Genomic DNA, 21,491 nt, shown 5'->3' with positions numbered 1-21,491 from the left:
TGGCAGACGTAGTCGATGTTCTTGCTGTTCAGGGCAGCAACGCACATGCGGCCGGTGTCGGTGCCGTACACGCCGAACTCGGTGCGCAGGCGCACCATCTGGTCCTTGGAGAGGCCCGAGTAGCTGAACATGCCGATCTGGGTGGTGATGAAGGACATGTCCTGCTTCACGCCGGCGGCCTTCAGGCCGTCGACCAGCTTCTGGCGCATGGCCTTGATGCGCACGCGCATTTCGGCCAGCTCCTGCTCCCACAGGGCGCGCAGTTCAGGGCTGCCCAGCACGGCGGCCACCACGGCGCCGCCGTGGATGGGTGGGTTGGAGTAGTTCGTGCGGATCACGATCTTGAGCTGGCTCAGCACGCGGCTGGCTTCTTCCTTGTTGGCGCAGAGCACCGACAGGCCGCCCACGCGCTCGCCGTACAGGCTGAAGCTCTTGCTGAACGAGGTGGAGACGAAGAAGTTCAGGCCGGCGGCCACGAACTTGCCGATCACGGCGCCGTCTTCGGCGATGCCATGGCCAAAGCCCTGGTAGGCCATGTCCAGGAAGGGGGTGAGGTTCTTCGCCTTGACGACGGCGATGACCTGGTCCCACTGCTCGGCGGTGATGTCGTAGCCGGTGGGGTTGTGGCAGCAGGCGTGCAGCACGACGATGGTGCCGGCCACGGCGGCGTTCAGGCTGGCCAGGAAGCCTTCGAAGTTCACGCCGCGCTTTTCGGCATCGTAGTAGGCGTAGCTGTCGACCTCGAAGCCGGCGTTGGTGAACAGCGCACGGTGGTTTTCCCAGCTCGGGTCGGAGATCAGCACCTTGGCGTTCGGGCTGACCTTCTTCAGGAAGTCAGCGCCGATCTTCAGGCCGCCGGTGCCGCCGATGGCCTGCACGGTGGCCACGCGGCCGGAGGTCACGGGCTCGCTGTCCGCGCCGAAGACCAGGCCCTTGACGGCATTGTCATAGGCCACGATGCCGTCGATGGGCAGGTAGCCGCGCGCCGTGGGGGTCGACATCATGGTCTTTTCAGCGGCCTGCACGCATTGCAGCAGGGGCAGCTTGCCGTTGTCGTCGAAATACACGCCCACACCCAGGTTGACCTTGTTGGGGTTGGTGTCGGCAGCAAATTGCTCGTTGAGGCCCAGGATCGGGTCGCGGGGTGCCATTTCGACGGCGGTGAACAGAGACATGAAAATCCTTGAAAGGTTGTCAGTAGCGAAGAATCCGGGCGTGGTGTAACGTGCCAGGTTCCGCCGATTTTAACGGCCTGACCACCCCAACCGTTGACGCACCCCATGCTGGAAATATCAGAAGTCATACCGGATCAGCAAGACGGCGAGTTCGTGCGCTTCCCCGATTCGCCGTTCGAGCTGTTCCAACCGTATCCCCCTGCGGGCGACCAGCCCGAGGCCATCGCCAAGCTCGTCGAGGGGCTCAACGATGGCGAGGCCTTTCAGACCCTGCTCGGGGTGACGGGCTCGGGCAAGACCTTCACCATGGCCAACGTGATCGCCCGCATGGGCCGCCCGGCCATCGTGTTCGCGCCCAACAAGACCCTGGCCGCGCAGCTGTACAGCGAGTTCCGCGAGTTCTTTCCGAAGAACGCCGTGGAGTACTTCGTGAGCTACTACGACTACTACCAGCCCGAGGCCTATGTGCCCCAGCGCGACCTGTTCATCGAAAAGGACAGCGCGATCAACGAGCACATCGAGCAGATGCGCCTGTCGTGCACCAAGAGCCTGATGGAGCGCACCGACGTGGTCATCGTGGCCACCGTCTCGGCCATCTACGGCATCGGCGAGCCCGAGAGCTACCACCGCATGGTGATGACCTTGCGCACCGGCGACAAGCTGGGCCAGCGCGACGTGATCGCCCAGCTCATCCGCATGCAGTACCAGCGCAACGAGGCCGATTTCTCGCGCGGCAAGTTCCGCGTGCGCGGCGACACCATCGACGTCTTTCCTGCCGAGCACTCGGAGCTGGCCATCCGCATCGAGCTGTTCGACGACGAGATCGAGAGCCTGCAGCTGTTCGACCCGCTCACCGGCCGCGTCAAGCAGAAGATCCCGCGCTTCACGGTCTACCCCAGCAGCCACTATGTGACGCCGCGCGACAAGGTGCTGGCGGCCGTCGAGACCATCAAGATCGAGCTGGCCGAGCGCTTGAAGCAACTGCTTGCCGACGGCAAGCTGGTGGAGGCCCAGCGCCTGGAGCAGCGCACCCGCTTCGATCTGGAGATGCTCAGCGAGGTAGGGCACTGCAAGGGCATCGAGAACTACACGCGCCACCTGTCGGGCGCGGCGCCGGGCGACCCGCCGAGCACGCTGACCGACTACATGCCCAAGAACGCGCTGATGTTCCTGGACGAGAGCCACCAGATGATCGGCCAGCTCAACGCCATGTACAGCGGCGACCGCTCGCGCAAGACCACGCTGGTGGAGTATGGCTTTCGCCTGCCCTCGGCGCTGGACAACCGGCCGCTGAAGTTCGAGGAGTTCGAGCAGCGCATGCGCCAGGTGGTGTTCGTCTCGGCCACCCCGGCCGACTACGAAAAGACCCACGCAGGGCAGGTGGTGGACCAGGTGGTGCGCCCCACAGGCCTGGTGGACCCGGTCGTGGAGGTGCGCCCCGCCACCCATCAGGTGGATGATGTGCTGCAGGAGATCCGCATCCGCGCCGAGAAGAACGAGCGCGTGCTCATCACCACGCTGACCAAGCGCATGGCCGAGCAGCTGACCGACTACCTCACGGACAACGGCGTCAAGGTGCGCTACCTGCACAGCGACGTGGACACGGTGGAGCGGGTCGAGATCATCCGCGACCTGCGTCTGGGCGCCTTCGACGTGCTGGTGGGCATCAACCTGCTGCGCGAGGGGCTCGACATCCCCGAGGTATCGCTGGTGGCCATCCTCGATGCCGACAAGGAGGGTTTCCTGCGGGCCGAGCGCAGCCTGATCCAGACCATCGGCCGCGCGGCGCGCAACCTGAATGGCCACGCCATCCTCTACGCGGACCGCATCACCGACTCCATGAAAAAAGCCATGGGCGAGACGGAACGCCGGCGCATCAAACAGATCGCACACAACGAGGCCCACGGAATCACGCCGCGCAGCATTGTCAAGAGGGTAAGAGACCTGATTGACGGGGTGTACAGCGAGAAAGCGGGCAAGGACGCCGAGCGCCTGGAGCAGGAAACGATGCAGCGCGCCAAGGTGGAAGACATGTCCGAGAAGGACGTGGCGCGCGAGATCAAGCGGCTCGAAAAGCTCATGCTGGAGCACGCGCGCAACCTCGAGTTCGAGCAGGCGGCCCGCGTGCGCGACCAGCTCACGCGCCTCAAAGACCAGGCCTTCGGTGCGCATGGCAATGATTCCGTGGCCTTGTGAAAAGGAGTTTGCACCCCGACATGAAGGCGGGGAAGTGCACTCCTGGCGAATTGGGCGGTCAGTAAAAACGCGTATGGGGAAATAGTGACCCGGCAGTTTCTTATCCCGACTGATTCGATAGGGATTTGTGCTATACTCCTACAAACTACTCAAGAACAAAAGCCCACAAGATGAAGGGCTCTGCACCGGGAAAACCCGGGTGGAGTAAGGGGCGGAGACGGTGTCGTTGCAGGCCAACAGCCTGCAGTCGGCAGTTTCTATAACGAACAAGCCTTAGCACAAGGAGCTTGCGATGCGTCTCACTACCAAAGGCCGTTTTGCGGTCACCGCCATGATTGACCTGGCCCTGCGCCAGAACAACGGACCCGTCACCCTGGCTGCCATCAGCCAGCGCCAGCAGATTTCGCTGTCCTACCTGGAACAGCTGTTCGGCAAGCTGCGCCGCCACGAACTGGTGGAATCCACCCGTGGCCCCGGCGGCGGCTACACCCTGGCCCGCAAGGCGGGCGACATCACGGTGGCCGACATCATCGTATCCGTGGACGAACCCATTGACGCCACCCAGTGCGGCGGCAAGGAAAACTGCCTGGGCGAAGCCGGCCGCTGCATGACGCACGAGCTGTGGGCCTCGCTGAACCAGCGCATGGTCGAGTTCCTCGATTCCGTCACGCTGCAAAAGCTGGTGGAAGAGCAACTGGCCAAGGGCGTGCAGATCGAGGACAAGCCGGTCGTGCGCCGCGCCATCTCGACGACCCCCGTGGTCAAGCCGATCCGTGTGAACGCCCCGAATTCGGTGTTCGCGCTGGGCAACGTGTTCGCCAAGTCCTGACCTCCAGATCGACCATGCCGGCCCTGGGGTCGGCACCGCCCTGAACGTTTCTTGTCTTTGTAACTAACAGCGCTTCGTTGTTTGCAAGCCAGCATTCCTCCTGAGCCAGCCACGCCATGACTCCACACTTCCCCATCTACCTCGACTACGGCGCAACCACCCCGGTGGACCCCCGCGTCGTGGACGCCATGATCCCCTGGTTGCGCGAGCACTTCGGCAACCCGGCATCGCGCAGCCATGCCTGGGGCTGGGAAGCGGAAGAGGCGGTCGAGAAGGCGCGTGTGCAGGTGGCCGAGCTGATCAACGCCGACCCGCGCGAGATCGTCTGGACCAGCGGCGCCACGGAATCGATCAACCTGGCCCTGAAGGGCGCGGCCCAGTTCTACAAGGGCAAGGGCAAGCACCTGATCACGCTCAAGACCGAGCACAAGGCTGTGCTGGACACGGTGCGCGAGCTCGAACGCCAGGGCTTTGAAGCCACCTACCTCGACGTCCAGGAAGACGGCCTGGTGGACCTGGAGGCCCTGAAGGCCGCCATCCGCCCTGACACGGTGCTCGTGAGCATCCTGTTCGTGAACAACGAGATCGGCGTGATCCAGGACATTCCGGCCATCGGTGCACTGTGCCGAGAAAAGGGCGTGCTGCTGCACGTCGATGCCGCGCAGGCCACGGGCCGCGTCGAGATCGACATGAACACCCTGCCCATCGACCTGATGAGCATGACCGCGCACAAGACCTACGGCCCCAAGGGCGTGGGCGCCCTGTACGTGCGCCGCAAGCCCCGCGTGCGCCTGGAGGCGCAGATGCACGGTGGTGGCCATGAGCGCGGCATGCGCTCGGGCACCTTGCCCACGCACCAGATCGTGGGCATGGGCGAGGCGTTTCGCATCGCCAAGGAAGAAATGGCCGAATCCAACGCCAAGGCCCATGCACTGCAGCAGCGCCTGCTCAATGGCTTGAAGGACATCGAGCAGGTGTTCATCAACGGCAGCATGGAGCGCCGTGTGCCGCAGAACCTGAACATGAGCTTCAACTACGTCGAAGGCGAGTCGCTCATCATGGGCATCAAGGGCCTGGCCGTGTCCTCCGGGTCGGCCTGCACCTCGGCCAGCCTGGAGCCCAGCTACGTGCTGCGCGCCCTGGGCCGCAGCGACGAGCTGGCCCACAGCAGCCTGCGCATGACCATCGGCCGCTTCACGACCGAGGAAGAGATCGACTACGCGATCTCCACCATCCGCGAGAACGTCGCCCGCCTGCGCGAGCTCAGCCCGCTGTGGGAGATGTACCAGGATGGCGTCGACATCAGCACCATCCAGTGGGCTGCGCACTGACCGGATTCATGGCATTTTGACGAATTGAAGAGGTAGACATCATGGCTTATTCAGACAAAGTGGTTGACCATTACGAGAACCCCCGCAACGTGGGTTCGTTCGACAAGGGTGACGATTCGGTGGGCACCGGCATGGTGGGCGCACCCGCCTGCGGCGACGTGATGAAGCTGCAGATCAAGGTGAACCCCGAAACCGGCGTGATCGAAGACGCACGCTTCAAGACCTATGGCTGCGGCTCGGCCATCGCCTCGTCCTCGCTCGTGACCGAATGGGTCAAGGGCAAGACGCTGGACGAAGCAGCGGCCCTGAAGAACAGCGTGATCGCCGAAGAGCTGGCCCTGCCGCCCGTCAAGATCCACTGCTCCATCCTCGCGGAAGACGCCATCAAGGCCGCCGTGCTCGACTACAAGACCAAGCACGCCGCGGCTGCGACCGCCTGATCGACCATGGCCATCACGCTGACCGAAGCCGCTGCGCGGCACGTGACCCGCTACCTGTCCCGCCGGGGCAAGGGGCTGGGCGTGCGCTTGGGCGTCAAGACCACGGGCTGTTCGGGCCTGGCCTACCAGCTTGAGTACGTGGACGACAGCGCGCCTGAAGACGTGGTGTTCGAAAACCATGGCGTGAAGCTGCTGATCGACCCCAAGAGCCTGGCCTACATCGACGGCACCGAGCTCGACTTCGTGCGCGAGGGCCTGAACGAAGGCTTCAAGTTCAACAACCCCAACGAGCGCGACCGCTGCGGTTGCGGCGAGAGCTTCCGCGTCTAGTCGCTTGCTGTGCCGGCCCTGGTGCCGGCGCCGACTGCCCAGCCAAACCGCCATCGCACCTCTGTGCTGGCGGTTTTTTCTTGATCCTTTCCCCTCCATGAACCTGCAATCCGACGATTTCGAGCTGTTCGGCCTGGCGCAGCGCTTTGCGCAGGAGCGCAGCGCCATCGATGCGCGCTGGAAGGAGCTGCAGCGCGAAGCCCACCCCGACAAGTTCGCCGCCCAGGGCGCTGCGGCCCAGCGCGTGGCCATGCAGTGGTCGGTGCGCATCAACGAGGCCTACCAGCGCCTCAAAGACCCGCTGCGCCGCGCCGCCTACCTCTGCGAATTGCGCGATGCGCCGATCCGCGCCGAGGACAACACGGCCATGCCGGCGGCCTTTCTGATGCAGCAGATGGAGTGGCGCGAGGCGCTCGAAGACGCTCAGGGCGAGGCCGCCATCGATGCGCTGGACGACGAGGTGCAGCAGGCGCGGCGCGCGGCGCTGGCCCGCTGCGGCCAGTTGCTGGACGAGCAGGGCGATGCCGCCGCTGCGGCGCGCGAGGTCAGAGCCCTCATGTTCATTGCGCGATTTGGCGACGACATCGAGCGCCGCCGGGATCAACTGGGACAATAGAGGCTAGCGGGGCTTGCCCCTTTCCTGCGGGCCGCGCGGCGGGCTTGCAGACAACGTAGAACACGACGACAAGAATCACTCCATGGCGCTTTTGCAGATCTCCGAACCCGGCCAGTCTCCCGACCCGCACCAGCGGCGCATTGCCGTGGGCATCGACCTCGGGACCACGCATTCCCTGGTGGCTGCCGTGCGCAACGGTGTGGCCGAATGCCTGCCCGACGACCAGGGCCGGGTGCTGCTGCCCTCGGTGGTGCGCTACCTGGAGGCGGGTGGCCGCCAGATCGGGCACGACGCCGTGGCCGCGCAGGTGGAGGACCCGCGCAACACCATTGCCTCGGTCAAGCGCTTCATGGGCCGGGGCCTGGCCGACGTGGCCGATGCCGCCAAGCTGCCCTACGACTTCGTGCCCCCGGCCGACAGCGCCCTGGGCATGGTGAGCCTGGCCACCGTGGGGGGCGTTAAGTCGCCCGTGGAGGTGAGCGCCGAGATCCTGGCCACGCTGCGCTACCGCGCCGAAGACACCTTCAACGACGACCTGTACGGTGCCGTGATCACCGTGCCCGCGTACTTCGACGACGCCCAGCGCCAGGCCACCAAGGACGCGGCCCAACTGGCCGGCATCCACCTGCTGCGCCTGATCAACGAGCCCACGGCCGCCGCCATCGCCTATGGGCTGGACAATGCCAGCGAGGGCGTCTACGCCGTGTACGACCTGGGGGGCGGCACCTTCGACATCTCCATCCTGCGCCTCACGCAGGGCGTGTTCGAGGTCATTGCCACCGGCGGTGATTCCGCCCTGGGCGGGGACGACTACGACGCCGCCCTGGCAGACTGGGTGCTGCAGCAACTGGGCCGCACCGTCGACTCGCCCGGCGACAAGGTCGCGGCCCGCATGGCGGCCCGCGCCTGCAAGGAGGCGCTGAGCGCCGCCGACAGCGCCACCTTCACCGCGCAGTTGGCGGGCCAGGGCGTGCAGCACGCCGTGTCGCGCGCGGACTTCGAGGCCGCCACGGCGCCGCTCACGGCGCGCTCCATGGTGGCCGTGCGCCGTGCGCTGCGCGATGCGCAGCTCACGCGCGAGGACGTGCAGGGCGTGGTCATGGTCGGCGGCTCCACCCGCATGCCGCAGGTGCAGCAGGCCGTGGCCGACTTCTTCGGCACCACGCCGCTGACCAACCTGAACCCCGACGAGGTGGTGGCCCTGGGTGCCTCCATCCAGGCCAACCAGCTGGCCGGCAACAACACGTCGGGCGACCTGCTGCTGCTCGACGTGATCCCGCTGTCGCTGGGCATCGAGACCATGGGCGGCCTGGTCGAGCGCATCGTGGCGCGCAACGAGACGATTCCCACCGCCAAGGCGCAGGATTTCACCACCTACAAGGACGGCCAGACCGCCCTGGCCATCCACGTGCTGCAGGGTGAGCGCGACCTGGTGCAGGACTGCCGCAGCCTCGCGCGCTTCGAGCTGCGCGGCATTCCACCCATGGCGGCCGGCGCCGCGCGCATCCGCGTGACCTTCACCGTCGATGCCGACGGCCTCTTGAGCGTGAGCGCCAAGGAGCAGGGCAGCGGGGTGGAGGCGCGCATCGACGTGAAGCCCTCCTACGGCCTGTCGGACGACGAGATCGCCCGCATGCTGCAGGACGGCTTTGCCACCGCCGCGCAGGACATGCGTGCCCGTGCCGTGGTCGAGGCCCGTGTGGACGCCGACCGCATGCTGCTGGCCACCCAGAGCGCACTCGACGCCGACGGCGATGTGCTCTCGGCGGCAGAGCGCGCCGAGATCGACGCCTTGATGCAGGCCCTGCGCGGCCAGCGCGAAGCCGAGGATGCCGCCGTGATCGAGGCCGCTACCGAGGCTCTGGCCAAGGGCACCGAGGCCTTTGCCGCGCAGCGCATGAACCGCGGCATCCAGCAGGCCCTGGCCGGCCGCAACGTGCAGTCCTTCTGACCGCCCCTTTTTCACCCCACAAGAACAAGACGCCCCCATGCCCGTCATCCGAATCCTGCCCCACCCGGAATACTGTCCCGCTGGCGCCGAAATCACCGCGCCCGCCGGCACCTCGATCTGCGAGGCCATGCTGGACAACCACATCGACATCGAGCACGCCTGCGACATGAGCTGCGCCTGCACCACCTGCCACGTCATCGTGCGCCAGGGCCTGTCCTCGCTCAACGATGCCGAAGAGGAAGAGGAAGACCTGCTGGACCGCGCCTGGGGCCTGGAGCCCCAATCGCGCCTGTCCTGCCAGGCCATCCTGGCGCAAACCGATGTGACCGTGGAAATCCCCAAGTACACGATCAACCACGCGAAAGAGAATCACTGACATGACACGGCAGATCGTTCTCGATACCGAAACCACCGGCCTCTCGGCCGAAGGTGGCGACCGCATCATCGAACTCGGTTGCGTGGAGCTGCTCAACCGCAAGCTCACCGGCAACAACCTGCATTTCTACTTCAACCCGGGGCGCGACAGCCATGAGGACGCGCTCAAGGTCCACGGCATCAGCAACGAGTTCCTGCGCGACAAGCCCAAGTTCGCCGAGCTGGCGCCGGACATCCTCGAGTACCTCAAGGACGCCGAAGTCATCATCCACAACGCGGCCTTCGACGTGGGCTTCCTGAACAAGGAGCTTGAGCTCACGGGCCGTCCGCCGCTCAAGACCTACGTCGGAAGCGTGACCGACACCCTGGCCATGGCCAAGGAAATGTTCCCCGGCAAGCGCAACTCGCTCGACGCCCTGTGCGACCGGCTGGAGGTGGACAACTCGGGCCGCACGCTGCACGGCGCCTTGCTCGATGCCGAGTTGCTGGCCGACGTCTACATCAACATGACGCGCGGGCAGGATGCGCTGCTGGTGATCGACGACACGGACGACAGCGCCGGCGGCATCAGCGTGGCCGCGATCGACCTGCGCGGCCTGGTGCTGCCCGTGCTGCCCGCCAGCGAGCAGGAGGTGGCGTCGCACGCCGAGGTGCTCACGCAGATCGACAAGGCGAGCGGCGGCAAGACAATCTGGCGAAAATTCGAAAACGCCTGAAAAGTTGTGCCATAATCGAAGGCTGTCGCAGCGACAACGGGAGATTAGCTCAGGGGTAGAGCACTGCATTCACACTGCAGGGGTCGCAAGTTCGAAACTTGCATCTCCCACCACCCACGCTCGCAGACAGGCCACGGCAAAGTCCTTCGCACGAAGGATGGCGCTGCGGGAGATTAGCTCAGGGGTAGAGCACTGCATTCACACTGCAGGGGTCGCAAGTTCGAAACTTGCATCTCCCACCAATTCGAAACCCTTGCAGGCTTATGGCTTGCAAGGGTTTTTTCGTTGCGGCGCGTGAACAGGCCCTAGTTGATCAGCAATCAGGGATTGGACTCACCGGTGGGATCGGTGTAGCGCCACAGATGCCGCCGCCGCACAGGTAGGTGTACAGGTTGACCCCAGCTTCGAAACCGATGGGACCGCCGGGCCATACAGGTGCCAGGGATGCGGCGCTACGGATTGCTCAGCGTGCGGGTGACTGCCCCACCGCAGCCCGGCGGGCGTCCTGCATGCGCTTGCCGATGCCTGGCATCAGGGTTTTCTCTTGCCAGGCCAGTATGCGCGGGCCGAAGGACTGGGCCAATCGGGATTCAATGGGCTTGAGTGCTTGTCGGGCTGGGGACTGCTCAATCGCCAGCCCACGGACGAGCTCAGGCTCGCTGAGTTCGGCGCACAGGGCCGCTACCAAGGTAGGTTCAAAGGCCTCGTAGGTGATTTCGTGTTTCAGGCGGCTCAGGAAGGCAGTGCGCCGCGCCTCACCGTCGGGCAACGAGTTGATCAACCTGGAAATACGCCCGATGGCCGCGATCTTGATGCCGTCTAGTTGCCTCGACCAGTCCGGCTTGACCAGCGTGTTCAGTGCGTGGGCGCACTGGGTGGCGTGGGTGCTCTCTGGTCGCCAAATGGTGGCAGGCTTGGGCTCGTAAGGGGCCGCGGCGGGTGCGGTCGAGAGGCCGTCGATCCAATGGGTGATGAGGGTGCGCGCGTCCAGCTGAAGCTTCTGCTCGACCTTGTCCAGTGCATTCTGAAAGCGCCGAACCAGCCATTGCCCATCGGGCGACCCGTAAAAGTCCAGCAGCGCTCGCACGTCGTTCTGGCTGGCGTCTTCCTGGTAAGCCTTGAGAATCAAGTCTTGCAGTTCGCCTGGCCAGGCGAAGCGCTCGGCCATGTAGGCCTGAATATCGGCCAGAAGCGCCGTCCTCTGCTCACCCATGTCGGCCCAGGCCGGGCTGCTCATTGCGATCTCCAGTTGCTGCTCGGTAGCACGGCGCAGCATGGCCAGGCGCGTGGGCCAGTTCTCGCGCCGCACCAAGGCAGCGATATCTGCCGGATTGGCTGGCTGGGCAAGTGGTGCTGTGGGTGCGTGTGGCACGGGTTGGGCCAGTGCCGATGTGCCCCACAGCAGACTGGCACATGCCATGCCTGCGATGGCGGTGCGCTGAGCCCAGGCACGGGTGCTGAACCGGGTTGGTTGGCGTCGTGAATTCATGTCTGATCCTCCTTTTTGCTCTCAATTTGGCGTGCATAGACTTGGCCAATGCGCCGGTAGGTGGGCACCCAGATGAGGCCGTAGGCGATCACGGCGAGGGCGACCAGACCCAGGCCCGCTTGGGTGGGCTCAACAAAGAAGAAGCGCCAGGCCCAGTAGGCCTCGGACAGGCCCATCAGCAAGGCGGTGGCCACGCCCGCAATCCAGCCTTCGAGTTCAATGGCTTTGACCGTGACCCAGATGTGGCCACCCAGCGCCAGAATGCCCAGCACGGCATTGCCCATCACGGTCAGCACCGGTCGGCTTTCCAGCCAGCCGGTCAGGCCCTTGTGCGTGGCGGGTTCATCGGTGCGCGCCTTCATGGAAGTGCGCAGCACCCAGCCTCCCATGCGCAGGCTGTGGCGCACCCGCTGCCATGGCGTCTGCGGTTTTTCCAGCAGCATCTGCATGAAGGGGTCGGCCATGCGGGTGTTCATGTTTTCCAATGTTGCGTCGATACTCTTTCTGAGCTTGCGCCACTGTTCGTCGGGGTCCGGGATCTCGTGCCCGGCTGCCCGCAGTTCATCCAGCACGGCAGGGGGCGCCTCCCGCTGGACGGCAGGGGTTCTCTGGATGGCCTGCAGGTAGACAGCCGTGGTGCGAAAGGCCTCTGGCACGCGGGGCAGCCCCCAGCCGCTGTGGCTCACATAGGCCAGGCAGCAGGCTTCGGTGAGCATGTCGGGCGGCACTTCGGAGGGGTCCAGCTTGTCTTCGCGCACCGCCAGCGTGTACCGGTCGGGCGTCATGAGGCGCCGGGGCACGTATGCAACGGTGTTGGCATTGGCCTGCAGGGCCGTGTCGATCATGGCGTCGGTCAGGCGCTCGCGGGGAATGTGCTGCAGCTCATAGGGGTCGCTGGCCAGCAACGCCAGCGTGGCGGCTTCGTCGCGCATGGATGGCACGGCGGGTTCGCCGCGCCGCGCCCGCAGTGCGAGGGCCAGGGCGTCCACGCTGGGGGCGACCACCAGCCAGGTTTCCCACCAGGCGTCACCGTCGCCGGCATCATCCAGGTCGCACAGGCAGGCCCACAGCTGGCGGTTTTCGGGCAGGCTGCCGTCGTCGCCGGGCAATGGTTGGTTCAAGGGAATGGCCCAGCCGGGCGAGTGGAAGTGGCTATCCGCTGCGCCGGCCCATTCAGGCCTGGGGTCGGCCACCCCCAGTCGATCGCCCAGGTGGCGCCGCAGGACTTCGCGCAAGGCCTTGCTCGCCTTGCTCCATTCATCGCACAGGAATTCATAGGGGCCGTTGTGTCCTTCGCTGATGTAGTGGCGGGCCAGCCGCTGCTCCACGCGCACCAGTCTGGAAAGTCGGCGGGCCTCAGCGCGCTGCGCAGCCAGCGTTCGCTGCGAATCCCGACGGCCACCGTTCTCGTCTGCGTCGTCATCCTCGTCGCTGTCTTCGTCCTCTTCATCCCAGTCATCGTCGTCGTCTTCGGTGTTGCTGGCAGAGCGCTCGGGAGTCAGTCCCTGGGCCACCTGGTGCAGGCGCTCTTCCACTTCGCGCCGCAGGTGCTCCAGCAAAGGCCACACGGCGGAGGTGTCTTCCAGGCCCTGCAGCACGGCTTGCGTGGGCGGATCGAAGAAGGGCTGCACGGGGCCCAGAGCGGCGTCTGTGGCCGACCACACTTCGCCTGCTGATGTGTGCAAGCTGCCGCGCCCCGGGGTCAGTGACGCCCGGGCCATTTCGTGGAACTCGCCGTCCACCCAAACCAGCCCACCGTTGCGGTCGATGAAGGGCACCCAAGGCGTGTCGCCGCGTTCTGCCGGCAGCCAGCCGCCGGGGTCGGTGAGGGGTTCGCGCAGGTGATCGGGCATGGGCACCACGCGTCCGTCGGTGTGCAGCAAAGCCCAGTTGCCCGCCTGTGCCGGTGCGCCGTCCTGAGCCGGCTCGTGCCTCTGCCTCACCAACGCAACGCGTCCGATGGGGCGGAAGTCGGTGGCCATGCGCAGGCCCTGCGTGGCCAGCTTTGTACCGTCGGCCTGCCAGAAGGTATTGCCTTGCCGGGCCAGCCCGCAGACGCGAGACGGCTCCAGGTTGTGCTTAGCCTCGATCAGCACCTGGCCCTGCAGGCCCAGAAAACCGCGTTCGAAGTTCCCCTTGGTGATCTGGAAGCTGGCAAAGCCCTCTTCGTCGAAGGACTCGATATGCCGGTTCCTATCAGGCGGCAATACCCATTGACCGCTGGTGTCGATCAACCCGTACCCCTTGTCGTGGTCGGGTGTGGCTGCGGTGACACCATGGCGGTCAAAGGCTTGCGCAAAGCCGAACTCGGGCTTGATGAGCCATTCGCCTTCGCGGTCCACGAATCCCACTTTGCGGGTATTGCCGGTGATGTTCCAGCGCATGGCGCGTGCCAGGCCAGCTTCGCCCAGGTCACCCAGCTCGTGGTGGCCGCGCTCGCTGGTGAAACGGCCCTGTTCGTCGATGAAGCGCCATTCCTTGGCCGACAATTTGACCGCAGCCACCCCGTTGCGGAACGGGCGGCAGTCTTCGAAGCGGGGGGCGATCAGCACCTCGCCCGTCAAGCGCATGTAGCCCCAGAGGCCGCCCTGCTTGAAGCGTGCAAGCCCATTGGGTGCGGCATTGCGTGTGTCCTCGAAGTGGGGCGGCACGGCCCATTCGCCATCGGTGTCGATGAAGCCCCAGCCGCCTTCCAACGCCCGCGCCGGCAACAGCGCAGGACCGCCTGCGCCGCTGGTGGAGTAGGCCCGCGCCGCGATCAGGCCTTGCTTCGGGCCAACGGTGCGACCTTGAGCATCGAACAGCAACACCGTGTGGCGCTTTCGGCCGGGGGTGCACAGGGCGGCCTGCCAGGGCCAGTCTCGGGTGGGGGCGTCATTCATGCGCAATGGCCTTTCTGCTGGCGGGTCATTTTTCAGGGCTTCTGAAGGTCCATGCCACGGCCCTGGAGAGCCCGCCGGATGGATTCGGGGACGTGTTCGATGGCGTAGGGCGTCTGTCGAAGCGCCTCCAGGCACACAGCCTCTGTGCGCCAGGGCTCTGGAATTTCGCCCAGGCTCATGCTTCTGTAGCTCAGATTGGCCATGCAGATGGCTTCGTCGAGCATCTCCAGCGGTACCTGCCTGATCTCCAACTGGTGCTCGCGCACGGCACGCGCATAGCGTTCGCTGTTCATCAGATGTTTGGGCACCTGTTTGATGACTTCGATGTTGGCGTCCAGCGCCGCGTCAATCACCGCTTCGCTCAGGTGTTCCCTGGGCAGCGCCTGCAGGGCATGGGGATGGTTGGACACAAGGCGGACGGCCGCAGCTTCATCAGGTGCCGTCGGCGCGCCGGGCGGTCCAGCGCGGGCACGCAAGGCCAGCGCGAGCGCATCGACGCTCGGAGCCACGAGCAGCCAGTTTTCGTCCCAGCCGTCGCCGTCGCCCGTGTCGCTGCTCTGTTGCAGGCAGATCCAGAGTTGCCGGTACTCAGGCCAGCGACCGTCGTCGCCCGGCAAGGGCTGTTGGAGAGGAATGGCCCAGCCCAGCCAGGGCTTGTGGCTTTCCTGCCAGCCAGCCCATTCAGGCAGCACGTTGGGTGGCCCGAAGCGTTCGGTCAGGATCTGCAGGAACTGCTCGTACAACGCGTGGCTGAGGTCACCCCATTCGCCGTAGAGGAAGTGATAGTGGCCGCCATGGCTTTCGTCCAGGTAGTGGCGGCTCAAGCGGCGCTCGGCCCGTAGCAGGCGGGCCGTCTGTCGCGCCTCAGTACGGGTGGTGCGCCAGTCAAGGCCGACCAGGGCAGCGTCTTCGTCGTCACCACTTTCGTCACCGTTGTCGTCCCAGTCGTCATCATCGTCTTCATCCATCTCGTCGGCGTCCGGGTGGTCACGCACAGGCTCCAGCGCCTCGCTGGCGGCCGTGCGGTGCAGGCGCTCTTCTACTTTCGTGCACAGCTGCTCCACCAGCGGCAGCAGATCCGCCATGCTCGCCACGTCCACGAGCACCTGTTCGGCGTAGGGCGAGAAGAACGGTTTCACCGGACCCAGCGCTTCATGGTGGCCGGACCAGACCTCGCCCGCCGCCGTGTGCAGGCTGGCACCGCCAGATGCCGTGGCCAGGCGGGCCTGTTCGCAAAACATGCCGTCCACCCAGACAACATGGCCCTGCTGGTCGATGAAGGGCACCCATGGGGTGTTCAGGCATTCGGGCAGCAGCCAGCCGTCGGCCCCGGTAAGGGGTTCACGCAATGACGATGGCATGGGCACCACCTGGCCATCGGCATGCAGCAGCGCCCAGTTCCTTTCCTGGCCAGGCTGGTCGCCATGGGCTTTCATGCGGTCCAATCGCACCACGGCAAAGCCGCCCAGCGGGCGGAAATCATCGCCCATGCACAACTGGGCGTTGTATTTGAGCCGGGAACCGTCTGCACGGTAGTACTGGTAGTTCGACCGCGCGAAGCCGCCGCTGCGGTGGCGCTCCATGTAGCGCCCGGGCGCGATGCAGATCTCGCCTCGGGTGTTCATGAAGCCACGCTCATAGTCGCCCCCGGTGATCTGAAAGCTGGCCAGGCCGTCCTCGTCAAAAGGATCCATGTCCCGGTTGTATTCGGGCTCCAGCACCCAATGGCCCTTGGTGTCGATGAGGCCATAGGCATTGCGGCTGCGCTGGGCTGGCGCCACTCCATGAGGCCCGAAAGATTCCGCATAGCCGAACGTGGGCTCGATCACCCAGCGACCTTGCCGGTCCACGAAGCCGATCAGCCGTCGACCCTCTTTGGATCGGAACTCGTACCGCGCGGCCCAGGCCAGGCCGGCTTCGCCCAGATCACGCAGGTCGTCGTGTTCCTCGTCGCCGGTGAACGCTCCCGCCTCGTCGATGAAGCGCCAACCGCCCTCGACCGGTTTGACCGCCGCCACGCCGTTGTGGTAGGGCCTGCATTGCTCGAAATGGGGTTCTGTGAGCACCTTGCCGGTGGGGAGCATGTAGCCCCAGAGGCCGTTCTGGCGAAAGCGTGCCACGCCGTTGCTGGCAGCATTGCGGGTGTCTTCGAACAGGGGCGGCACCCGCCAGGCCCCGGCTTCATCAATGAATCCCCAGCGGCCATCCAGTGCCTGTGCTGCACTGGTCCGCACGCCGTTCACGGGCGGCGCATGGAAGCCTCGCACGCTCAGAAAGCCCTCCGCTGGGCCGACCTGGTGCCCTTGTGGATCGAGCAGCAGGAAGATCCAGGAGCGGCGGTCTGCCAGGCAGATCGGCAGTTGGCGAGGCGGGACGAATTGATCGACGGGCGTTTCTGAAAGCGTGTCCATATTGGCTGTTTAACGGCAGGGTTGACACGAAATAGGCGATGCAGGTCGGGCGTAGGCGTGTGGGCGCTAAGGATGGCGCACGTCCTGTGCTGGTGATGGTCGAAGGCATGGAAAAAATTCTTCCCGGCAGACCACGAAGAGGCAATGCGTGCTGTTGACGTACTCGGCGCCACCCCCGGCGCCCAGGCCGCCCGTGCGCACCAGGCCGCCGAGCACGCGGGTGCCGCTGGCCTGCGTGGAGTCATTGCAGTGGCGGGTCTGGAGCAAGTGGTCGGTCCATGCCAGGCGCCAAGCGTGTGCCTGGCCGGTGCCCATGAAAAGCGCGAGCCCGGCAGACAGGCTGGCCAGCAGCCACCCCCATTGTTGGCGGCGCGCATAGGCCGGGACCAGCACCAGCACGATGGCCAGCGCACCCGCGACCAGCAGCGCTCCGTTGGCCAGTTGCACAGGCGGTCGAAAGCCGGGGTGATACCAAGGCACGATGTGCAGCACGAGGGTCAGGCCATACAAGGCGAGCACCCACCATCCCGCCCGCTCCAGTCGGGTGGTGCGCCGGCGATGCACGCGCTGCTGGCTCTCTGGCATCCCGTCATTTGACTGGCCGTCCGTCTGCTGTTGTTGAAATCGCTGCTTCATGCGGTGGCGGATCTGCGTCACCCGCCTACAAAGGCAGTCGGATCGGTAACTTGCCGCTGGCAACCGCCAGAAACTCTTGTGCAAACGGCATGGCCGCCGGCCAGTTGAATCCGTGGGCGTTTTCAAACTGGATGCCGCGCAATTGCATGCGTTGGGCGATCTTGCGAAATGCTTCGCTGCAGAAAGGGAGGTTGACCCGCGCGCTCAGCTTCTTGACCTTGAACACCGGGGCTTTGAAATCGTCGCGGATCTCCAGGCGCTTGGGATGCGGGAGGAATTCATCTTGCGAGCATTCCATCAAGTCAGGCCGAGACACCTCGTCGACATCATGGGACGTGAATCTGCAAACGTGGTACTGCAAGGCAAGCAGGGCGCCACGCTGCGAGCGCACCTCGACCTGCTTGCAATCCTCGAAGACACCGCCCGCTTCGGTGAAGGCTTCAACGAAGCGGCTGCTGACGACATAAAAGAACGAGCTGTCCGAGCGGATATCGAAGCTGAACCGTTTGAATGTGGTGATCAGGCAAAGCCCGTCTGGAAATGGCTGGCTGCCAGGGCTGCTGTACCAGGGCAGGTAGCCGTAGTTGGTGTCTTTTCCGTTCTCGCGAAACCGGTCGAGAAGTATGGCGTCGAACACTCCAAGCGGACAGCCGGGCTCCTTTTTCTGAAGCATGATGTGATGCGTCACGATGTATGGCGGAATGATTGGTAGGAGAGGGGCAAGTCAAACGGGGGGCGCAACGGCTTGAAGTCTCAGCTTGCCCAGATTCGTTGGCGGTATTTGGACGGGGCTTGTGCGTTGTTGCAGGTAGGCATCGACATCCCGTCGGGTGAGGCTGATGTCGCTGGCCGTGATGTGGCGATCGAACCAGGGCTGCAGATGCTGCTCCAGGTCGCTTCGGAGCAAGGCGCCCATCTGACCAGGGGTGTGCTCGGCCAACTGGTAACGCCGGAAGTGGCTGGAGTGTCCGCTGACCACATAGGTGCTCGATACCAGCCACCACACGGGAGGCCGCATGGGCGCGATCGGTTCGGGATGCTCAGGCGTGGGCACATGGACGGCCAGGATGCCTTCGAGATCCAGAAAGCTCTGGGTGTCGTTTGTCATGTAGCGCCAGGAGAACGCCTGTGTAATGCCGCTGCCCAGGCTTCTGACAAGAACGCCGTCTTGTTCGGTAAAGTCGACCGCGCAAAGGAGGGGAACGACGTGCCCTGTCCAGAGCGTCTGGAATTCTGCTGCGAAGTCCCTGCCAAAGCCAGGCACGAGTGCTCGCAGTTGGGGCGTCAGCTGGCTGTGGCCCTGGGCTGTAAGCGCCTTGAGGTGTTCGACGCGCTGCTGGTTCGTGGCCCAGTCGAGCAAGGGGATGGCGTAGCGCTCCAGCTCCAGCGCAACCAGATCGCCCAGGGACTGCTCATTGTGGGGATAAAGGTAAAACCACGCATCGCTGGCGCATTTGAGGTAACCGAATCGGCAGGTGAACCCGGTGTAGGGGCCGTCGTCGTGGATGAGCGTGTCGCCGATGGCGATGTCGAACGTGAATTTCCTGTTGGGATCGTTTCGGTGGTTGCCCTGTGCGTTGAGGTACACCGCCTGGTGCACATCGCCCACGTCTCTCACATACCGGCCCGGTGTCTCGATGCGGAACCCGGCGTTGCGAAACGGCGGAATCAGGCGGCGCTTCTTGAAGTCCTGATACAGGGTCTTGATGTCCGTGTGTACAGATTCGCTGCCTTGCATCACTCCCTCGCTTTTTTTCATCAGGAAAGGTCCACTTGGTGGTTTCGTGTGATGTCGCTAAGGCGTCACCGGGGCATGCGATGCCGTTGGCGCCCGGCCTCGTCGTTCGTATCCACCCGCTCGCCCATGCCGTACAGCCACTGGCTGTCCACGGCATCGACGCTGAAGCGGAACATGCCTTTGGGGGCGATCTCAAAGCTGGCTGGGTCAGCGCCCTGGACAGGACGTCCATGATAGATAACGAGGCCGTTGTTGACCACGTAGTAGGGGCTAAGCAAACGCAGGTCGGCTGCCGCCGGGCCGACCTCAAACGCAGGCACTTCCCAGCGTGGAGGTGCGTACCAGAGCACTCCATCGGCCACCGCGTACCAGCGGCTCTCATCGAAGGTGGTGAGGCGCTTCACGCCCTCGCGCAACAGGCGCCAGCGCCGATCCTGCTCGGCGATCAGCCAACGCCCGTTGAGCAGGCGCCAAGCACCACCTCCCTGCAGCGAGGGTGGCCCAGGCAGGCTCAGCCAGGCGCTGCGCTGAGCGGTGCCTGCCTCGCGGATGGCGCTTGCGTCGGGCCACTGCAGCCCGTAGGCCAACACATGCAGTTGGGCATCCGAGACGAAGGCCAGCAGACTTTGGCTCTCCAGCAGGCGGAAATCCGGGCCAAGTGTCAACGGCAGCGCCTGCGCACCCCGAAACAGCCGCTGGCCGTCGGTGGCCAGCGTGTCATTGCCAGGGTCGGGTAACTGGAAGCGCTTAGGGTCGGTGCCCTTCAGTTCCCTGAGCACATAGTTCGGCTGACCAGACTCGAACTCGCCATACCAGACCTTGTGCTGGTCCAGCACATAGTGGCGGGGCAGATAGCGCGCTGTGGCGGCATCGGCTTCCCGCACGCGAAAGCCCTTGATGTAGAGCGACTGCAGGTCCGCCGCATGATCTGGGCCCATCACCCGCAGCGTGGCGGGGTCGGATCCCTGGATTTCACGCCCTTCGTAATACACACGTTGGCGGTCGACGGCATAGCTTTCGGACAGCGGGCGGAAGCTGGCGCGGTCGGCCTGTGGCATGTCGCGCCGGCCCAGTTTGACGCACAGGCCCGCTCTGCAATAGTGGATGCCACCCATCCAGCCGCTGAGGTAGCTCTGGCTGACGGCAGGGTCCACTGGCGAGGCGAAAGCCGGCAGCGCGTTGGCCAGCGTGAGCCACAAGCCTGCCATGGCACGACCCAGCCAGTGGCAGGCGAACCGGGCCCCCGTACGGCCACTGAAGTGGTGCTTCATCTTCCCTGATCCTTGCAACAGCGATCAGATCAATGTAGCGTTGTTGGGCGCGATGTTGAACCTTTGGCCCAATACAGGCCGATCAGCGGAGTCCTGTAGCAGACAGGCGTGAAGCCCAGATTGACCCGAGCGGTGGTTTGGGGATGGGGCAGATCCGACAAGCTGAACCATGGCTGCAATCAGTGCATGCGCAGCGTGATCACCAGGGCAAAGGGCCGTCGGCCATTCTTGCCCTTTGGGTAGTACAGGGCAATGAGATCGATCAATGCAGCCCAGGGAACCACTCGATTCATCTGGGACCGCAACCCCTGCTTGCGCGTCTTCTTGGTCCCCCCAAGCCCATGGATGGGGTCACTTACCCGGCGTTTGGCCCCAGCCGTGCCATGTGGACCTGGTGCAGGGTGATCTTGCGTACCTCGGCCTGGCTGGTCTGGATGTGGGCGCGCAGCAGCATGGCGGCTTGGTCGCCGCGGTGCGCGCGGATGGCCTTGAGGATGGTGGCGTGCTCGTCGTAGGTGGCATCGATGCGCGCCTGCTGCGTGAAGTCGAGCCGGCGGATGATGCGGATGCGCTCGGTCACGTCGCGGTGCACGCGCGTCATCTCGGCATTGCCGGCGGCGCGCACCAAAGCGCAGTGGAAGGCCTCGTCCCAGGCCGCCACCTGCAGGGTATCGGTGCTGCGCTGGTCCGGCGGCACGAGCCAGACGTTGTTGAGTTCGTCGAGCAACCGGTGGTCGACCTGGATGGACTTGAGCGCCCCCGTGCCTTCGTCGCACAGGCGGTGCACGGCGGTCGTCTCCAGCACCATGCGCAGGTCGTAGAGCTGTTCGAACTGGTCGAAGTCGAAGGGCAGCACGCGCCAGCCGCTGCGAAACAGCACCTCGACATAGCCCTCTTGCTGCAGGCGCACCAGGGCCTGGCGCACGGGCGTGCGCGAGACGCCCAGGCGTTCGCAGATCTCGTTCTCGGTGAAGCGGTCACCCGGCACCAGCTTGAACTCGCCCACGTCGCGCTTGAGCTGGGCGTACACATCGTCGGCGCGCGAGCTGCGCACCGGTTTCGTCTTGGAAGGAGGGGAGGCGGGGCGGGGTGTCTGCACAAGGCG

At 64.9% G+C, this 21,491-nt stretch carries 18 protein-coding genes, 2 tRNA genes and 1 pseudogene; 11 read left to right on the top strand and 10 right to left on the bottom strand.

The window, feature by feature from the left end; all coding sequences use genetic code 11:
• Positions 1-1,175, bottom strand: a 1,175-nt coding sequence (locus tag U5N23_RS13255) for an amino acid aminotransferase (protein WP_322593277.1), incomplete at its 3' end; no start/stop codon positions are given.
• A 105-nt stretch (positions 1,176-1,280) separates the two neighbouring features.
• Here U5N23_RS13255 and uvrB point away from each other — a divergent pair.
• The 11 genes from uvrB (at position 1,281) to U5N23_RS13200 (ending at position 10,201) form a co-directional block, all read left to right on the top strand.
• A complete protein-coding gene (gene uvrB, locus U5N23_RS13250) occupies positions 1,281-3,371 on the top strand; it encodes an excinuclease ABC subunit UvrB (protein ID WP_322593276.1) in 2,091 nt (696 codons plus the stop codon).
• Between the two features lie 292 nt (positions 3,372-3,663).
• Positions 3,664-4,200 (top strand): Fe-S cluster assembly transcriptional regulator IscR, encoded by a 537-nt coding sequence (gene iscR / locus U5N23_RS13245; protein ID WP_007851285.1) that lies wholly within the window; start codon positions 3,664-3,666, stop codon positions 4,198-4,200.
• A gap of 116 nt (positions 4,201-4,316) precedes the next feature.
• On the top strand, positions 4,317-5,531 hold the full coding sequence (locus tag U5N23_RS13240; protein ID WP_322593275.1) for an IscS subfamily cysteine desulfurase: 1,215 nt from the start codon (positions 4,317-4,319) through the stop codon (positions 5,529-5,531).
• Between the two features lie 41 nt (positions 5,532-5,572).
• On the top strand, positions 5,573-5,971 hold the full coding sequence (gene iscU / locus U5N23_RS13235; RefSeq protein WP_322593274.1) for a Fe-S cluster assembly scaffold IscU: 399 nt from the start codon (positions 5,573-5,575) through the stop codon (positions 5,969-5,971).
• Between the two features lie 6 nt (positions 5,972-5,977).
• Positions 5,978-6,301 carry an iron-sulfur cluster assembly protein IscA gene (iscA, locus tag U5N23_RS13230; RefSeq protein WP_057203114.1) on the top strand — a complete coding sequence of 108 codons (324 nt, stop codon included), beginning with the start codon at positions 5,978-5,980 and terminating at the stop codon, positions 6,299-6,301.
• Between the two features lie 97 nt (positions 6,302-6,398).
• Positions 6,399-6,917, top strand: a complete 519-nt coding sequence (gene hscB, locus U5N23_RS13225; protein ID WP_322593273.1) for a Fe-S protein assembly co-chaperone HscB — start codon at positions 6,399-6,401, stop codon at positions 6,915-6,917.
• A gap of 82 nt (positions 6,918-6,999) precedes the next feature.
• Entirely contained in the window at positions 7,000-8,868 is a 1,869-nt protein-coding gene (gene hscA / locus U5N23_RS13220) for a Fe-S protein assembly chaperone HscA (RefSeq protein ID WP_322593272.1), read from the top strand.
• 37 nt (positions 8,869-8,905) lie between these two features.
• Positions 8,906-9,244: an ISC system 2Fe-2S type ferredoxin gene (gene fdx / locus U5N23_RS13215; RefSeq protein ID WP_057203111.1), complete on the top strand. Its 339-nt coding sequence runs from the start codon at positions 8,906-8,908 to the stop codon at positions 9,242-9,244.
• A gap of 1 nt (position 9,245) precedes the next feature.
• Positions 9,246-9,959, top strand: a complete 714-nt coding sequence (gene dnaQ, locus U5N23_RS13210) for a DNA polymerase III subunit epsilon (RefSeq protein WP_322593271.1) — start codon at positions 9,246-9,248, stop codon at positions 9,957-9,959.
• A 38-nt stretch (positions 9,960-9,997) separates the two neighbouring features.
• Positions 9,998-10,072 (top strand) — tRNA-Val (locus U5N23_RS13205).
• 54 nt (positions 10,073-10,126) lie between these two features.
• A tRNA-Val gene (locus tag U5N23_RS13200) sits at positions 10,127-10,201 on the top strand.
• Between the two features lie 221 nt (positions 10,202-10,422).
• On the opposite strand, the gene U5N23_RS13195 is transcribed toward U5N23_RS13200, so the two are convergent.
• The 9 genes and pseudogenes from U5N23_RS13195 to U5N23_RS13155 all read right to left on the bottom strand — a co-directional run bounded on the left by U5N23_RS13195 (position 10,423) and on the right by U5N23_RS13155 (position 21,485).
• On the bottom strand, positions 10,423-11,331 hold the full coding sequence (locus U5N23_RS13195) for a hypothetical protein (RefSeq protein ID WP_322593270.1): 909 nt from the start codon (positions 11,329-11,331) through the stop codon (positions 10,423-10,425).
• A gap of 113 nt (positions 11,332-11,444) precedes the next feature.
• The gene (locus U5N23_RS13190) at positions 11,445-14,330 is read right to left on the bottom strand and encodes a WG repeat-containing protein (RefSeq protein WP_322593269.1); all 2,886 of its coding nucleotides are present in this window, start codon (positions 14,328-14,330) and stop codon (positions 11,445-11,447) included.
• A gap of 32 nt (positions 14,331-14,362) precedes the next feature.
• Complete coding sequence (locus U5N23_RS13185; RefSeq protein WP_322593268.1) at positions 14,363-16,741, bottom strand: WG repeat-containing protein; 2,379 nt, start codon at positions 16,739-16,741, stop codon at positions 14,363-14,365.
• Between the two features lie 66 nt (positions 16,742-16,807).
• Positions 16,808-17,398 (bottom strand): hypothetical protein, encoded by a 591-nt coding sequence (locus U5N23_RS13180; protein WP_322593267.1) that lies wholly within the window; start codon positions 17,396-17,398, stop codon positions 16,808-16,810.
• A 4-nt stretch (positions 17,399-17,402) separates the two neighbouring features.
• Positions 17,403-18,065: a hypothetical protein gene (locus tag U5N23_RS13175; RefSeq protein WP_322593266.1), complete on the bottom strand. Its 663-nt coding sequence runs from the start codon at positions 18,063-18,065 to the stop codon at positions 17,403-17,405.
• 36 nt (positions 18,066-18,101) lie between these two features.
• Positions 18,102-19,136, bottom strand: coding sequence for a hypothetical protein (locus tag U5N23_RS13170; RefSeq protein ID WP_322593265.1), 1,035 nt, complete (start codon positions 19,134-19,136; stop codon positions 18,102-18,104).
• A gap of 44 nt (positions 19,137-19,180) precedes the next feature.
• Positions 19,181-20,386: a DKNYY domain-containing protein gene (locus tag U5N23_RS13165; protein ID WP_322593264.1), complete on the bottom strand. Its 1,206-nt coding sequence runs from the start codon at positions 20,384-20,386 to the stop codon at positions 19,181-19,183.
• Positions 20,387-20,568: 182 nt separating this feature from the next.
• Positions 20,569-20,733 (bottom strand): annotated as a pseudogene (locus tag U5N23_RS13160) (IS5/IS1182 family transposase); the annotation flags it as partial.
• Positions 20,734-20,741: 8 nt separating this feature from the next.
• On the bottom strand, positions 20,742-21,485 hold the full coding sequence (locus tag U5N23_RS13155) for a GntR family transcriptional regulator (RefSeq protein WP_322593263.1): 744 nt from the start codon (positions 21,483-21,485) through the stop codon (positions 20,742-20,744).
• Positions 21,486-21,491: the final 6 nt, after the last annotated feature.

Origin of the sequence: Acidovorax sp. (genome assembly GCF_034519795.1) — a bacterium.
Classification (GTDB): Bacteria; Pseudomonadota; Gammaproteobacteria; order Burkholderiales; family Burkholderiaceae_C; genus Acidovorax.
The sequence above is the reverse complement of the archived record's forward strand: the minus strand, read 5'-3'. Positions and strand labels throughout refer to the sequence as shown.